The sequence below is a fragment of the Paractinoplanes polyasparticus genome, from assembly GCF_019710575.1.
Classification (GTDB): Bacteria; Actinomycetota; Actinomycetes; order Mycobacteriales; family Micromonosporaceae; genus Actinoplanes; species Actinoplanes polyasparticus.
Map to the genome: position 1 here is coordinate 337783 of NZ_JAHWFK010000013.1, position 13997 is coordinate 351779.

Consider the following 13997-nt stretch of genomic DNA (forward strand, 5'->3'; position numbering starts at 1 on the left):
CCCATCGACAGCATCACGCGCCGATCCGGGCAATCCGCGCCGGCGAATGGGGTCCGACCCCCTGGAGGTTCGAGAGACATGACCGCTGCGTCCGGTGGAGCTCAGACGGCGCGTCCCACCCGTCTGCCTCGCTCCGCACGCCGTAAGCAGTTGCTCGCGGCGGCTCAGCAGATCTTCGTCGCGCACGGCTACCACGCGGCGGCGATGGATGACATCGCCGAGCGTGCCGGCGTCTCCAAGCCCGTGCTCTACCAGCACTTCCCGGGAAAGCTCGAGCTCTACCTGGCGCTGCTGGACACACACTGCGACGCGATAATCGCCAAGGTTCGCGACGCCATGCTGGCCACGGCCGACAACAAGGAACGGGTCAAGGGCGCCGTCCGGGCGTACTTCGACTTCATGGACCACGAGAGCGAGGCGTTCCGGCTCGTCTTCGAGAGCGACCTGCGCAACGATCCGCAGGTGCGCCAGCGCGTCGAACGGGTCGAGCAGGGCTGCATCGCCGCCGTCACCGACACCATCATCTCGGACACGAACCTGTCGGGTGACGCGGCGCGGTTGCTCGCGTCGGGCCTGGTCGGAGCGGCCGGGCAGTCGGCCCAGTTCTGGCTGGCGAGCGGGCGGCGTACGCCTAAAGCTGAAGCCGAAGCGCTCGTAGCTGCGCTTATCTGGCGGGGAATCGCCAGCTTCCCCCTCCAGGGCGGTGCATCGGGCGGCACCACGGCCGAAATCGGATAGCCTTGCCAGCGGTAGTACCGCGAGAAGGAGGGGCCCCGTGGAGGTCAAGATCGGCGTGCAGCACACGCCGCGTGAGCTGGTGCTCGAGAGCGCGCAGACCCCGGCGGAGGTCGAGCAGGCCGTGACCGAGGCGATGGCCAAGGACAGCGTGCTGTCGCTCACCGACGAGAAGGGCCGCAAGGTGATCATCCCGATCGCCAAGGTGGCCTACGTGGAGATCGCCGATTCGAACCCGCGTCCGTTCGGATTCACCACGCGCTGAGTTAGTTGCCGCAGTCGCGGAGGGCGTCCCCATCGGGGGCGCCCTCCGCGTGCTTTCCGGTCGAAGTCCGCTCTGAGGTGCGCGATCCCCCGGTCGGGTAGACTGGGGCCGTTGCCGTCGACGTCGATCTCTACCGATCGCCGCGGCAACCCGCGCGTGCGGCCCGCTTTTTCCAGCGAGCGTGTGGCCCGCGCCCTATCCAGACCGCGCCCAAAGACTTCGACGGGCGCACCACGAGAGGCACCCGTAAAACTTCATGACCGACAACATCGAGATCACCGAACCCGCACTGGTACCAGTGACCAACCGCGCGCCGGTCCGCCCGGACAGCCCCACCTTTGCCGAGCTGGGTGTCCGCGCCGAGACCGTAGAAGCGCTGGCCAAGGCGGGGATCACCCACGCCTTCGCCATCCAGGAATACGCCCTTCCGATCGCCATGCGCGGCACCGACCTGATCGGTCAGGCCCCGACCGGCACCGGCAAGACCCTCGGCTTCGGCCTGCCGATGCTCGAGCGCGTGACCGCCCCCTCCGAGGGCGCCGACGGCCGCCCGCAGGCGCTCATCGTCGTCCCCACCCGTGAGCTCGGCCTCCAGGTGGCCCGCGACCTCGCCGCCGCCGGCAGCACCCGCGGCATCCGGGTCCTGCCGATCTACGGCGGCGTGGCCTACGAGCCGCAGGTCGACGTGCTCAAGAAGGGCGTCGAGATCCTGGTCGGCACGCCCGGCCGCCTGCTCGACCTGGCCAAGCAGAAGCAGCTCAAGCTCGACACGGTCCGGACGCTCGTGCTCGACGAGGCCGACCGGATGCTCGACCTGGGCTTCCTCGAGGACGTCGAGAAGATCCTGGCGATGATCCCGGGCGAGCGGCAGACCATGCTGTTCTCGGCGACCATGCCCGACCCGATCGTCGCCCTGTCGCGCCGTTTCCTGCGCCACCCGGTGACGATCCACGCCGGCCACACCACCGACAGCGGTCCGTCGCCGCTGACCAAGCAGGTCGTCTACCGCACCCACCCGCTCAACAAGGTCGAGATGGTGGCCCGCATCCTGCAGGCGCGCGACCGCGGCCTCACGATGATCTTCACCCGCACCAAGCGGGCCGCCGACCGGCTGGCCGAGGATCTCGACTTCCGCGGTTTCGCGGTGGCCGCGGTGCACGGCGACCTCAACCAGGGTGCCCGCGAGCGGGCCCTGCGCGCGTTCCGCAGCGGCAAGATCGACGTGCTCGTCGCCACCGACGTCGCGGCCCGTGGCCTGGACGTCTCCGGCGTCACCCACGTGATCAACTACGACTGCCCGGAAGACCCCGAGACCTACACGCACCGCATCGGCCGCACCGGCCGGGCCGGCGCGACCGGCGTCGCGGTGACCTTCGTCGACTGGGAGGACATGCCGCGCTGGGTCCTCATCGACAAGTCGATGGGGCTGAGCATGCCGCAGCCGCCCGAGACCTACCACACGAGCCCGGCGCTCTTCAGCGACCTCGACATCCCCACCGACGTGACCAGCACGCTGCCGACCGCTGACCGCAGCCGGGTGGGCTTGTCCGCCGAAATCGAGGAAGACCTGGGCGGCGCCAGCCGCCGCGGTCGCCGCGAGACCGGTGGCCGGACCCGCAACGACCGCGGCGGCAGGCCCCGTGGCGGTTCCGCACCCGCGTCCTCCGGTTCGTCCGGGCCCGCCGGCACCTCCTCCGCCGACGACGAGGGCGGCGAGCGGCCCAAGCGGCAGCGGCGCCGTCGCCGTGTCGCCGAGGACGCCCCGGCCGGCGCCGAGGGGACGGCTGTTGACGCTCCGGCCAAGTCCGAGGGCGAGACCGAGGGCGACGCCCCGGCGGCCGCTCCGCGTACGCGGTCCCGCCGTCGCGTGGCGACCCCGGAGTTCTCCGACGACTCCGCGGAATCCGGCGACGCACCCGAATCGTCCGACGAGTCGGACCCCACTGCCCCTCGCCGCCGGCGGCGCCGGGGCGGGCGCGGCAGCCGTGGCTCCGGTTCCGAGTCGGCCGCGGCCGAGGCGGCGCCGGCCGACATGAGCGGCGGATCGGAAGCCGGCGTCGGCACGACCGCCTGACGTTCGTACGGGAAAGCCCTTCGGCCCTGACGGGTTGGAGGGCTTTCTAATGGTTGGGCTCGAGGCCCAGCGCGGCGCAGGCGTCGCGGTACATGCGGACGGCCTCGGCGCGCACCTGACGGCGCTCCGTGAGGCGCTCGGAGAACGGGACGCGCACCGGCACCTCGATGCCGTCGACCACCGCGTGGAACTCCATCGCGTCGGCGTCCAGGCCGGACATGCGAGCCGCGGTGGCCGACGGCATGCCACCGAGCCCGCGCACGATCAGCACGTTGTCGGCGGCGTGGTCGTCGTTCATGTGCCGGGCGATCTGCTCGGCCACCTCGGGCGGGAACGGATCTGTCACGTCTGCACTCCCTGGGACCAGCGGCTCTGGAGCTCACTCAGGACGCCGATGTTGAGCCGGTAGGCCTCGTTGACCTCGGCGATGAACTCGTCCTGCTCGGGGCGCGACCAGGGCACCGAATCGAGCAGGACGCGGTAGTGGTCTTTGAACGACATCGGGTCGACGCCGGCGAAGACGAAGAAGCGGTGGCCGTCGGTGGCGGGCAGACCGTAGGACCGGGCGATCGCCGGGCCCAGATACTGCCCGCCGGAGAGGTCGCCGATGTAGCGCGTGTACTGGTGCGCGACGAAACCGGTGGCCGCGCGGTGGGCCACGTCGCGCAGACGCGTGCAGTAGGTCGTGGTGGCGGGCAGCGCGAACAGGTGGTCGGCCCACCGCGGCCCGTACAGGAACTGCAGGTCAGCCTCGAGGGACGGCAGCCGGCGCAGTTCGGGGAAGAGGAACGTGGCGACCACCGGGTCGTCGGCCATCGTGGTGGCGGCCGACTCGAGCGCCTCGTAGATGAACCAGTGCTGCGCGGTCAGGTCGGCGTACGCCTCCCACGGCAGCCGACCCGCGGCCAGCGAGTCGAGAAAGCCGCTGCGCTGGGCCGCGTCATGCGCACCGACTGTGTTGCGGCGCACACGAACGGAAAGCCGGTCGGTCCCCGGCGGATCGGCCATCAACGACATCGGTCAGGCACCTCTTTCCCGGCCTGGTCAGCCTATCCGTGGATCCACCGGCCACCGACAGCACCTCACGCCGCGTGTGCGGCGGGATCTTACGCCGCGTGGGTTTCCGGAAAGCGCGCGGCAGAATGGAGACATGCCACAACAGCTCGCCGACGCCCTGTCCGAGGTCCGAGATCTGCTGCTGACGCCCGGATTGACCCGTGCCGTCGCGGCGGGCCGCCGCCGTGGTTTCACCCCTTCGGTGACCCGGGCCGAGATCCGGCCGGTGACACTCAAGGGTGGGCCACGACTCCAGATCGTGACGGACGACGGCGCACGACCCTTCACCCGTAACGTCGCCCCCGGCGACGAGGCGGCCACCGCCGTCGATGAGCTGCTCGCGGAGCCGTTCGGCAACTGGCACGTCGAGACCGCCTCGGTCACGCTGCAACTCCGGGTGACCAAGAAGGGTGACGCTCAGGTACATCGGGCGGCCCCGTCGAGCCCGGCGGGCGTGCCTGCCGACGGCCACGACCGGCCGAAGCAGTGGCTGCTCGACCCGGGTGACCCGCTGTTCGAGGTGATCGGCGGCAACGCCGCCAAGCGGCGGCAGATCGACGCCTTCCTGCGAGCGCTGGCGGCCACGCTGCCCGACGAGCTGCCGTCGCCGCTGCGCGTGGTCGACCTGGGCTGCGGCAACGCGTATCTGACGTTCGCCGCCTACCGCTATCTGGCCGGGCGCGGTGTGCCGGTCCAGGTCGTCGGGGTCGATGTGCGCGAAGACCAGCGCGTACGCAACACCGCCGTCGCCGCCTCCCTCGGCTGCGCCGACGACGTCACCTTCGTGGCCGGCACGATCGAGGAGGCCACACTGCCGTTCGAGCCCGACCTGGTGCTCGCCCTGCACGCCTGCGACACCGCCACCGACCAGGCGCTGGCCCGGGCCGTGGAGTGGCAGGCGCAGTGGGTGCTGGCCGCGCCGTGCTGCCACCACGACATCGCCGCGCAGCTCAAGGGCCACCCCGCGCCGGCCCCGTTCGGCGAGCTGACCCGGCACGCGATCATGCGGGAGCGCTTCGCCGACGTGCTGACCGACTCGCTGCGGGCCGCGCTGCTGCGCCTGAACGGCTACAAGGTCGAGGTCGTCGAGTTCATCGACTCGGCACACACCCCGCGCAACCTGCTCCTGCGGTCCCGGCGCACATCGACGCCGCCCACGGCCGCCCAGCAGGCCGAGTACGAGGCGCTGACCAGCGAGTGGGGCGTGACCCCGGCCCTCGAGAAGATGCTGCGGTAGGCCCTAGTCGACCTTCAGCGACCATTCCGCGGTGTGGACCCGGCCGGCCACCTGGAAGTCGAAGAACAGGCGGTAGCTGCCGCTGCTCGGGGCGGTGAGCCAGAACTTCACCTTGCCGTCGACCAGCGTGGCCTCGGGGTGGACGTGCACGTAGGCGAGATCGCCCTGGCGCATGACGACCAGGTGGCCGAACGCGCCCAGATAAGGGTCGAGCTTGGCCGTCTTGCCGTCGGCCCCGGTCACGGTCATCAGCAGCGGCTGCGTCGCCTCGGTGCCGGGCGTGCCCTCGTACGAGACGGTGAAGCCGTCCGGGTTGTCGCTGCGCGCCGTAGCGGGCAGCGGCCGCGGCGTGTAATCCCCGGCCACAGTCAGGTCGCTGCCCAGGGTGGTCGCCACCTGCTGCCCGCCGACGATCGCGGTGAAGTCGGCGATCATCCGGTAGATCCCCGGCTCGGCCAGCGTGAGGTCCGTCTCCCAGGTGCCGTCGGCCGCCATGGTCGGGTGCAGGTGCTGGAACCCGGTCAGGTCGCGCCGCACGACGATCAGATGCAGGGGCTTGTCGTGCACCACCGCGTACGTCGTGACGGGCGCGCCCCCCGCCCCGGCCACCCGGAAGCGGAGCGGCTGCGTCCGCCCGGCCGGGAAGGTCGTCGCCTCGGGCGCCAGCGTGAGCCCGCCCGAGCTGAGCGAGAGCCCGCCCACGGCCGCCCCCATCGGCATCGCGGCCCCTGCCTGCACAGAGCTGCCGTCCGCGTTGTGGGCGTGCGGCTGGTTCTCGTCGACAGCCGTGCTGGGCATGGCCATGCCCGGCATGGCCGCCCCGGTCTGCGTTTCCGCCGCCGGCGGCGCCGAGGCCGAGGTCGTCGAGTTGTTCAGCCGGCCCAGCCCGTAACCGGCGAAGAGCACCACGACCAGCACCGCCCCGAAGGCGGCCAGCCGGAAACCGGCCTTGTCCCCCACCGGGGTCTCGCTGGTGGGGCCCTCGGCGGCGACGGCCTCGTCGACCGAGACCGCCGGACCCGCGTCGCCCGGGGAGGCGTCAGGCATTCGCAAGCTCGTAGCCGGCCTCGTCCACCGCCGCGCGCACCGCGTCGTCGGCGAGCGGGGCCTCACTGGTCACGGTGACCGCGCCCGAGGCGAGATCGATCTGCACGTCGTCCACGCCGGGCAGGGCCGACAGTTCGCCGGTCACCGCTTGCACGCAGTGCCCGCAGGTCATCCCGGTCACGGTGTAGGTGCTGGTCACAGCCATGGTTATGCCTTTCAGAACGGGGTTCTCGCCGACGGGCTCCGGCTCAGGAACGGACGAGCCGGGCAATCGCGTCCGACGCCTCTTTGACCTTGGCGGTCGGGTCGCCGGCCCGGGCCGCGTCGACGACGCAGTGGGCCAGGTGATCCTCGAGCAGCCCCACGGCCACCGCCTGAAGCGCGCTCTTGGCGGCCGAGATCTGGGTCAGGACGTCGATGCAGTACGTGTCCTCGTCGACCATGCGCTGGAGACCACGGATCTGCCCCTCGATGCGCCGGAGGCGGCCGAGCAGCGCAGCCTTGTCACCCGAATAACCATGCGGACCGTGCTGCGGTGCGGACTCGTCGGACATGATGCCAGCATACCCCCACCCCGTATGTGCCGCCCGAGAGGTGTCAGCCCGCCACGGCCAGCGCCAGAGGCAGCACCCCCTCGGCGCCCGCGCGGCGCAGGGCGCGACCGGCCAACGTCATGGTCCAGCCGGAGTCGACCAGGTCGTCGACCAGCAGGACCGGGCCGGACACGGCGCGAAGTTCGGCGGCCACCTCGGGCGGGACCGTGAAGGCGTCGTGCAGGGCGCGGACACGCTGGGCGCTGTTGCCACGCGCGTCGGAACCGGCGGCATGGGTCACCGCGACCGCCCCGAGGAAGGGCAGCCGGCCCACCTTCGCGATGTGGGCGGCCAGGCTGCTGATCAGCTCGGGGCGACGGCTGGAGGCGACGGCGACCACCGCGGCCGGGCGCTGCGCCCACGCGTCGTCGCCGTGAGCCCAGTCCTTCAGGATCTCGACCACGGCGGTGGCCAACTCGTCGGGGATCGAGGCGTCGGGCGACTCGGGGCTGACCAGGCTGCGCAGCCGATTGCCCCAGCCCAGGTCGGAGAGCCGGCCGACGGCGCGACCGGGCTCGATCTGCTCGCCGGCCGGGATCTTGCCCTTGAGCCCGACGCCGACGGCGGCCAGGCCGGTCGGCCACATCTTCTTGGGGGCGACCACGACGCCCGGGTGGCCCAGGAACGCATCGGCGGCGGCCAGCGCGCCGGCCGACACCTCGGCGTCGAACAGCGGGGTGGCGCAGTTGTCGCACCGGCCGCACGGCTTGGCCTCGGGATCGTCGAGGCACCGGCGCAGGTATTCCATGCGGCAGGAATCCGTCGAGGCGTACTCGATCATGGTCTTCTGCTCGGCCGATCGGGCCTCGGCGACCCGGCGCAAGCGGGCCGAGTCGTACGTCCACGGCTCGCCGGTGGCCAGCCAGCCGCCGCGTGCCCGCCGGACGGCACCGTCCACATCGAGCACCTTGAGCATCATCTCGAGGCGGTTGCGGCGCAGGTCGACCAGCGGCTCGAGGGCCTGGGTGGACATCGGCCGGTCGCCGGAGAGGTTGGCCAGCACGGCGCGCACCTGATCTTCCGGAGGGAAGGCCAGCGAGGCGAAGTAGCGCCAGATAGCCGCGTCCTCCGCGCCCGGCAGGAGCACCACCTCGGCGTGCTCGACGGCCCGGCCGGCCCGGCCGACCTGCTGGTAATACGCGATCGGTGAGGGCGGCGCGCCCAGGTGCACGACGAAGCCGAGGTCGGGCTTGTCGAAGCCCATGCCCAGCGCGGACGTCGCCACCAGCGCCTTGATCTTGTTGTCGAGGAGGTCCTGCTCGGCGGCGCGGCGCTCGGCGTCCTCGACCTGGCCCGTGTAGGACGCCACGGCGAAGCCGCGCGACCGCAGGAAGTCGGCCGTCTCGGTGGCGCCCGCGACCGTGAGCGTGTAGATGATGCCGGAGCCGGGCAGCCGGTCGAGATGGTCGGCCAGCCAGGCCAGCCGATGGGCCGGGTTGGGCAGGTCGAGCACGGCCAGCCGCAGGGAGTCGCGCTCGAGCGTGCCGCGCAGCACCAGCGCGTCACCGAGCTGGTCGGCCACGTCGGCTGTCACCCGGGCGTTGGCCGTGGCGGTGGTGGCGAGCACCGGCGTGCGGCCCGGCAGCCCGGCCAGGAACGTGCGGAGGCGCCGGTAGTCGGGGCGGAAATCGTGACCCCAGTCGGAGACGCAGTGCGCCTCGTCGACCACGAGCAGGCCGGTCTCGGCGGCGAGGCCGGGGAGCACGTTGTCGCGGAAGTCGGGGTTGTTGAGCCGCTCGGGGCTGATCAGCAGCACGTCGACCTCGCCGGCGCGGATCTCGGCCTCGATCAGCGACCACTCGTCGAGGTTGGCCGAGTTGATCGTGCGGGCCGTGATGCCGGCCCGGGCCGCGGCCTCGACCTGGTTGCGCATGAGGGCGAGCAGCGGGGACACGATGACCGTGGGGCCGGCGGGCGGGCCGTCGGCGGCGCCCTGGCGCAGCAGGGCCGTCGCCACGAAATAGACGGCGGACTTGCCCCAACCGGTGCGCTGCACGCAGAGCACACGACGACGGTCGACGGTGAGCGCCTCGATGGCGCGCCACTGATCCTCGCGAAGCACCGCGCGGTCGCCGGCGAGGCGGCGCAGCACCGCCTCGGCCCGCTCGCGCACGGCGGCTCGGTCGGCTGGGCTGGCGGCTGGCATCGTCTCGGTCACGGGGCCATGTCTATCAGGCCCGTCCGACAGAACGGGGAGTTGTCCACAGGTGGGCCCGTTGTCCACAGGCAGCGGAAAATCGGGCCCACCGGCGCGAGGATGGAGGTCAGGGACTGGTCGCTGCCTCCGGCTCCGGGGAACTGCGGAGTGTGGCGGCCCGGAGGGGACGCCAGGCGGCTGCGGCCACCAGAGCCATGGCCACGGTGGCGAGCCAATAGGGCGCCACCAGGCCGTACGCGGTGGCCACGACCCCGCCCAGCAGCGAGCCCAGCGCCGCCCCGCCCAGTTCCAGGAACGAATAGACGCTCGTGACCCGGCCGTACATGGCGGCCGGGACGTCACGCTGACGGATCGTGGTGACCACGACGCCCCAGACCGTGGTGTGGATGCCGAAGACGACGATCATCGCGGCGACCGCCCACGGCTCGCGGCTCAGTGCCAGCGTCGCATGCAGGGCGCACTCGACGGCCAGACCGGTCCGCAGCAGGAGCGGGGTGGCGACCCGGCGGATCAGGGCCGGCGCCACCAGCGTGCCGAGCAGACCACCGGCGGCGAAGGCCACGAGCAGCACGCCGTAGCCGACGTCGCTGAGGCCGAGAACGCGCGTCGCGTAGAGAACGAAGACGGCGAAGGCGGCGCAGAACACCACGTTGCCGACCGCCATGGTGACCGCCAGCGTGCGCAGCAGGCGGTGCTTCAGCAACCACCGCATGCCTTCGACGATCTCGGACCACAGACCGGGCCGGCGCACACCGTCCGGCTCGGCCGCCGCAAGCGCCGCATCCGCGTCCACCGGCGACGGTCGGGAGCGCGCCGGGGTGATGGCTCGGATGGTGGCGATGAGGGCGGCGGACAGCGCGAACGTCAGGGCGTTGACGGCGAACGGCACCGCGCCCGCCACGACGAACAACCAACCGCCCAGGGGCTTGGCGGCGAACTGGTTGAGGACGTTGAAACTGGCGTACAGCAGGGAATTGGCCCGCGGCCGCTGCGGCTCGGCCACGATCGCGGGAACGAACGCCGCCGAAGCCGTGTCGGCCAGGGTCTCACCCGTGCCGAGCAGAAAGAACACGGTCAGGATGAGCGGCACGGTGGCCACGTCGAAACCCACGGCCAGGGCCAGTACGGCCATGGCGCCGGCCCGCAGGGCATTGACCGACACGACCAGGCGGCGGCGGTCCAGGCGATCGGCCCAGGCCCCGCTGATCAGCGCGAACAGCAGCCATGGCAGCTGCTGGGCGAGGACCGCGCCGGCGACGGCGGCCGGGTTGGTGGTGATCGAGGCGACGAGCAGGGGGCCCGCCACCATGGTGATGCCGTCACCGAGGTTGGCGACGGCGGACGACGTCCAGAGCTTCCAGAAATCCGCACCCAGGGGTGCGGCGAAAGGGGCACGCAAAAGGAACTCCTCGAGCGAAGAAACGGTCGGAAGCGACCGCCCCGAGGCGAGGAGAAGCGTTTGAGCCCGCCGGCGGACTTAGCGGGCCGAGAGACGCCCTCGCGTCGAGGCGAAGACCGTCACCGAGGTGTGCTGCATGCGAACCCTCCGTCCGGCAGGGACTGATCGCGCCGAGCCTAGCCGGAATCCGGCAATCAGGCACGAGCGGAACGGGTTTCGGCGGACCGGCATCGTGCGGCCCGCCCCTCGGGTCACAATCGGCACATGGGGCGGACGGAGCGAAACGGTCAGTTCGGCTCCCTTCGTATCGGTGGGCGGTACCGACTGGTCGAGAAGCTCGGCACGGGCGGCATGTCCGAGGTGTGGCGCGGCTACGACGAGACGCTCGGGCGTTCCGTGGCGGTCAAGGTGCTCTCGCCCCGGCTGGCCGACGACCGGAGTTTCCGCGACCGGCTGCGGCAGGAGGCGCTCGCCGCCGCCCGGCTCTGCCACCCGCACATCACGGGGATCTTCGACTTCGGCGAGTCACCGCTCGACGATCGGCTGACCGTCCCGTACGTGGTGATGGAGCTGAACGACGGCGAGTCGGTGTCGGCCCGGATCATGCGGCAGGGACCGCTGCCGTGGCGGGACGCGGTCACAGTCGCCGTCGAGGTGGCCTCGGCCCTGGCCACGGCGCACGCCCGCGGGGTGGTGCACCGTGATGTCACCCCGGCCAACGTGATGCTCACCGGCGGCGGCGCCAAGGTGGTCGACTTCGGTATCTCGGCGATCGTCGGCCAGCGCGACGCCGCCCCCGACGGCAGCCTGCTCGGCACCCCGGCCTACCTGGCCCCGGAGCGGCTCGGTGGGTCACAGGTGGCCACGGCCACCGACGTCTACGCGCTCGGGTTGCTGCTCTATCGCACCCTGTGCGGCCATCACCCGTGGCCGGCCGAGAACACCGCCGAGGCACTGCGTGCCCACCTGTACGCCGACCCGGATCCGCTGCCCGCCATCCCCGGGCTGCCGCCGGCCGTCGCCGAGCTGTGCCTGCGCTGCCTGGCCAAGGACCCCGCTGATCGTCCCGGCGCCGCCGAGGTGGCCCGCGACCTCGCAGCCACCGTCGGCGTCCGGCCGATCATCCCGACGGTGGTCGAGCGGGCCGCCGACGCTCCCGCCTGCGTCCGGGGCTCGGCCGGGCCGCCGGCGGTGGTGCCGCGGCGACGCCCGGGACTCGGTCGCTCGCTGCTCACCTACCTGGGCTTGCCGGGCGGTACGCCGGGGCCGCGGCCCGCCGTCCGGATGCTGCGCCTGCGGGCCGGTCTGAAGGTCGGGGCGGCCCTGCGGCTGCGCGGGGCGCGGCCGCTGGGCGGCGGACTGTTCGAGGGTGGGCACGTCGGCGGCGGCCTGCTCACCGGGGACACGCTGGGCTTCTTCCGTCGGCGGCACCGGGCCCAGGCCGCGCTGGTGACCCTGGCCGTGATGGCAGCGGCCGGCGTCGGTTGGGCAGTGAGCCGGGAAACTACGGAGGTGCCGGGAGCGCAGGCCGCGGGCAGCGCGGTGGTGGCCGGTGGGCCAGGCGACGAGAGCCGGTGCGCGGTCCGCTATCAGCTGCGGCAGGATTCGGGGCGCCGCTACGAGGCCCAGCTGACGGTCGCGACCTCGGCGCCGGGCTCGTGGCGGGTGCAGTTCTCGTACCCGGGCACCCAGAAGCTCACCGGCACCTCGAAGACTGTCACGCAGAAGGGCCGGAAGGTGACCGCGAGGGGTCACGGCAAGCTCCAGTCCTTCACGCTGCGTGGCAAGTATCGCGACTACAACCCGTTGCCGCTCGCCTTCGCCCTCGACGGCATCGAATGCCGGGCCGAGGTAACGGCGAACATACCGGCCAGCCGCCGGGACAGGCCCCGTGAGCCGGCTGGCGACGCCGAACTATCCGGCCAGGAGCTGGTCGACCGGCGCGTAGTCGTCGGTCAGGATGCGGGCGTCGTCGATGAACTCGGCCAGGGGCTCACCGGTCAGCACCACCGCCGGGTCGGCGACCTTGGCCACGCGTCGGCTGACGTCGGCCTCGGGCAGCGGTGACTTCGACGCCATGATGACGAAGTTGGCACCCACCTCGCCCGCCAGTGCCTCCGCACTGCTGATCACGGCCACGTGCGGAAACGCGGCCGCCACCGTCGCCAGCTCGGCCCGGATGAAACGGTCGGGCGGGTAGTCGATCACGTTCTGCACGTAGATGCCGCCGGGCCGCAGCACCCGCGCGATGTCGGTCGCCATCTCCTTCGTGGCCAGGTGCCACGGGACGGTCAGGTGACCGAACGCGTCACCTACCACGAAGTCGAAGGATTCCGTCGCCTGCTCGGCCACGCCGACACGGGCGTCCCCCACCCTCACGCGAAGGTCGGGACCGGTCCGCAGGCCGAGCTTCGAGCGGTCGAGGCCGACCAGTCCGCCATCCAGTTCGATCGCCAGCTGATCGCTGCCGGGACGGGTGGCGCGCAGATAGCCGGGCATGGTGAAGCCCCCGCCGCCCAGGTGCAACGCGGCCACCGGCCCGGTCGGCAGCACGTCGGCCACCGCGCCGATCCACTGGATGTAAGCGAATTCGAGGTTTCGCGGGTCGTCGAGGTCGACGTAGGAGTGCCGCGCCGAGTTCAGGATCAAATCGCGGCCGCCGGGCTCGGAGTCATCGGTCCGCACCTGCGCGCAGTGGTAGGCCGTCTCGACGTCGCACGGGTTGGGCGACGCCACGCCCAGACCGGCCCCGACCAGGCCGACCGAGGCCAGGACGGCTCGCGTCCGGGGGTTGCCAGGAAGAACCGCCCCCGTCCGGCGCAGCCACCACCCGAGCAGACCGCCCGCGACCGCGAGCAGCACCGCCAGCGAGATGATGATCCAGCTCGACGGCACCGCCGCCACGAAGATGAAGCCGGTGGCCAGCGTGGCCGTGATCGCGCCCAGGGTGCCGATGCTGGACAGCCGCCCCACCACCGAGCCCGTCCGGTTCAGGTCGCTCAGCTGAAGCTTGACCACCAGCGGCGTGATCGTCGACAGGATGAACGCCGGCAGGAAGACGGCCAGGGCCGCCAGCAGCAATACCGCCGGGGCGGCCCCGCCGCGCAGCACCTCACCGCCGAACCGCACCAGCGGCAGGGTCACGGCCGTGCCGATCGCGCCGAGCAGGAACGCCGGGGCGAGCAGCACCCGCGGGTCGTAGCGGTCGGCGAGCCGGCCGCCCAGCCACGAGCCGTACGCGATGGCGGCCAGCGAGATGCCGATGACCGAGCTGCTCACCTGCAGCGTCACGCCGACGTAGGGCCCCACGAGGCGCAGCGCGAGAATCTCCAGGACGAGCACCGCCCCGCTCGACCCGAAGACGAGGGCGGTGGCGAGGCCGGACGGCAGAGCGCGCGGCGGCGGGTTTCCCATCCGCCGGATGCTAGCCGCC

General features: G+C 72.1%; 12 protein-coding genes and 1 pseudogene. 5 read left to right on the plus strand and 8 right to left on the minus strand.

Translation table 11 applies throughout. The annotated features are described in order from the left end of the window. Positions 1 to 78: 78 nt before the first annotated feature. The 3 genes from KXC43_RS16565 to KXC43_RS16575 all read left to right on the plus strand — a co-directional run bounded on the left by KXC43_RS16565 (position 79) and on the right by KXC43_RS16575 (position 3074). On the plus strand, positions 79 to 738 hold the full coding sequence (locus KXC43_RS16565) for a TetR/AcrR family transcriptional regulator (RefSeq protein ID WP_221376930.1): 660 nt from the start codon (positions 79 to 81) through the stop codon (positions 736 to 738). A 37-nt stretch (positions 739 to 775) separates the two neighbouring features. Further along, a complete protein-coding gene (locus KXC43_RS16570) occupies positions 776 to 1000 on the plus strand; it encodes a DUF3107 domain-containing protein (protein ID WP_221376931.1) in 225 nt (74 codons plus the stop codon). Between the two features lie 256 nt (positions 1001 to 1256). Beyond that, a complete protein-coding gene (locus tag KXC43_RS16575; protein ID WP_221376932.1) occupies positions 1257 to 3074 on the plus strand; it encodes a DEAD/DEAH box helicase in 1818 nt (605 codons plus the stop codon). A 46-nt stretch (positions 3075 to 3120) separates the two neighbouring features. Here KXC43_RS16575 and KXC43_RS16580 read toward each other — a convergent pair whose 3' ends face one another. Together KXC43_RS16580 and KXC43_RS16585 are read right to left on the minus strand one after the other, a co-directional pair. Then, positions 3121 to 3420 (minus strand): DUF2470 domain-containing protein, encoded by a 300-nt coding sequence (locus KXC43_RS16580; RefSeq protein ID WP_221376933.1) that lies wholly within the window; start codon positions 3418 to 3420, stop codon positions 3121 to 3123. Then, positions 3417 to 4091, minus strand: coding sequence for a biliverdin-producing heme oxygenase (locus KXC43_RS16585; RefSeq protein WP_221376934.1), 675 nt, complete (start codon positions 4089 to 4091; stop codon positions 3417 to 3419). The genes KXC43_RS16580 and KXC43_RS16585 overlap by 4 nt, the downstream gene beginning before the upstream one ends. 133 nt (positions 4092 to 4224) lie before the next feature. Between KXC43_RS16585 and KXC43_RS16590 the strand changes: the two genes are divergently transcribed. Then, on the plus strand, positions 4225 to 5367 hold the full coding sequence (locus KXC43_RS16590) for a class I SAM-dependent methyltransferase (protein WP_221376935.1): 1143 nt from the start codon (positions 4225 to 4227) through the stop codon (positions 5365 to 5367). A gap of 3 nt (positions 5368 to 5370) precedes the next feature. On the opposite strand, the gene KXC43_RS16595 is transcribed toward KXC43_RS16590, so the two are convergent. From KXC43_RS16595 to KXC43_RS16615, 5 genes are all read right to left on the minus strand, one after another. Further along, positions 5371 to 6414, minus strand: coding sequence for a DUF8832 domain-containing protein (locus tag KXC43_RS16595; RefSeq protein ID WP_255644136.1), 1044 nt, complete (start codon positions 6412 to 6414; stop codon positions 5371 to 5373). Further along, entirely contained in the window at positions 6407 to 6619 is a 213-nt protein-coding gene (locus tag KXC43_RS16600; protein WP_221376936.1) for a heavy-metal-associated domain-containing protein, read from the minus strand. Before KXC43_RS16600 ends, KXC43_RS16595 begins: the two co-directional genes overlap by 8 nt. Before the next feature lie 43 nt (positions 6620 to 6662). After that, a complete protein-coding gene (locus KXC43_RS16605) occupies positions 6663 to 6968 on the minus strand; it encodes a metal-sensitive transcriptional regulator (RefSeq protein WP_221376937.1) in 306 nt (101 codons plus the stop codon). A gap of 43 nt (positions 6969 to 7011) precedes the next feature. Then, positions 7012 to 9153, minus strand: coding sequence for a RecQ family ATP-dependent DNA helicase (locus KXC43_RS16610; protein WP_221377110.1), 2142 nt, complete (start codon positions 9151 to 9153; stop codon positions 7012 to 7014). Between the two features lie 118 nt (positions 9154 to 9271). Next, entirely contained in the window at positions 9272 to 10564 is a 1293-nt protein-coding gene (locus KXC43_RS16615; protein WP_221376938.1) for an MFS transporter, read from the minus strand. 264 nt (positions 10565 to 10828) lie between these two features. On the opposite strand from KXC43_RS16615, the pseudogene KXC43_RS50855 reads away from it, so the two are divergent. Then, a pseudogene (locus tag KXC43_RS50855) lies at positions 10829 to 11872 on the plus strand (serine/threonine-protein kinase); the annotation flags it as partial. 606 nt (positions 11873 to 12478) lie between these two features. Here the strand turns inward: KXC43_RS50855 and KXC43_RS50860 are convergent. Further along, a complete protein-coding gene (locus tag KXC43_RS50860; RefSeq protein WP_255644137.1) occupies positions 12479 to 13978 on the minus strand; it encodes a fused MFS/spermidine synthase in 1500 nt (499 codons plus the stop codon). Between the last annotated feature and the right edge of the window lie 19 nt (positions 13979 to 13997).

Coding starts and splice junctions, on each gene's coding strand:
- KXC43_RS16585 (WP_221376934.1), bottom strand. CDS start 4,091: ATGTCGTTGATGGCCGATCCGCCGGGGACCGACCGGCTTTCCGTTCGT.
- KXC43_RS16610 (WP_221377110.1), bottom strand. CDS start 9,153: ATGCCAGCCGCCAGCCCAGCCGACCGAGCCGCCGTGCGCGAGCGGGCC.
- KXC43_RS16595 (WP_255644136.1), bottom strand. CDS start 6,414: ATGCCTGACGCCTCCCCGGGCGACGCGGGTCCGGCGGTCTCGGTCGAC.
- KXC43_RS16600 (WP_221376936.1), bottom strand. CDS start 6,619: ATGGCTGTGACCAGCACCTACACCGTGACCGGGATGACCTGCGGGCAC.
- KXC43_RS16565 (WP_221376930.1), top strand. CDS start 79: ATGACCGCTGCGTCCGGTGGAGCTCAGACGGCGCGTCCCACCCGTCTG.
- KXC43_RS16590 (WP_221376935.1), top strand. CDS start 4,225: ATGCCACAACAGCTCGCCGACGCCCTGTCCGAGGTCCGAGATCTGCTG.
- KXC43_RS50860 (WP_255644137.1), bottom strand. CDS start 13,978: ATGGGAAACCCGCCGCCGCGCGCTCTGCCGTCCGGCCTCGCCACCGCC.
- KXC43_RS16605 (WP_221376937.1), bottom strand. CDS start 6,968: ATGTCCGACGAGTCCGCACCGCAGCACGGTCCGCATGGTTATTCGGGT.
- KXC43_RS16575 (WP_221376932.1), top strand. CDS start 1,257: ATGACCGACAACATCGAGATCACCGAACCCGCACTGGTACCAGTGACC.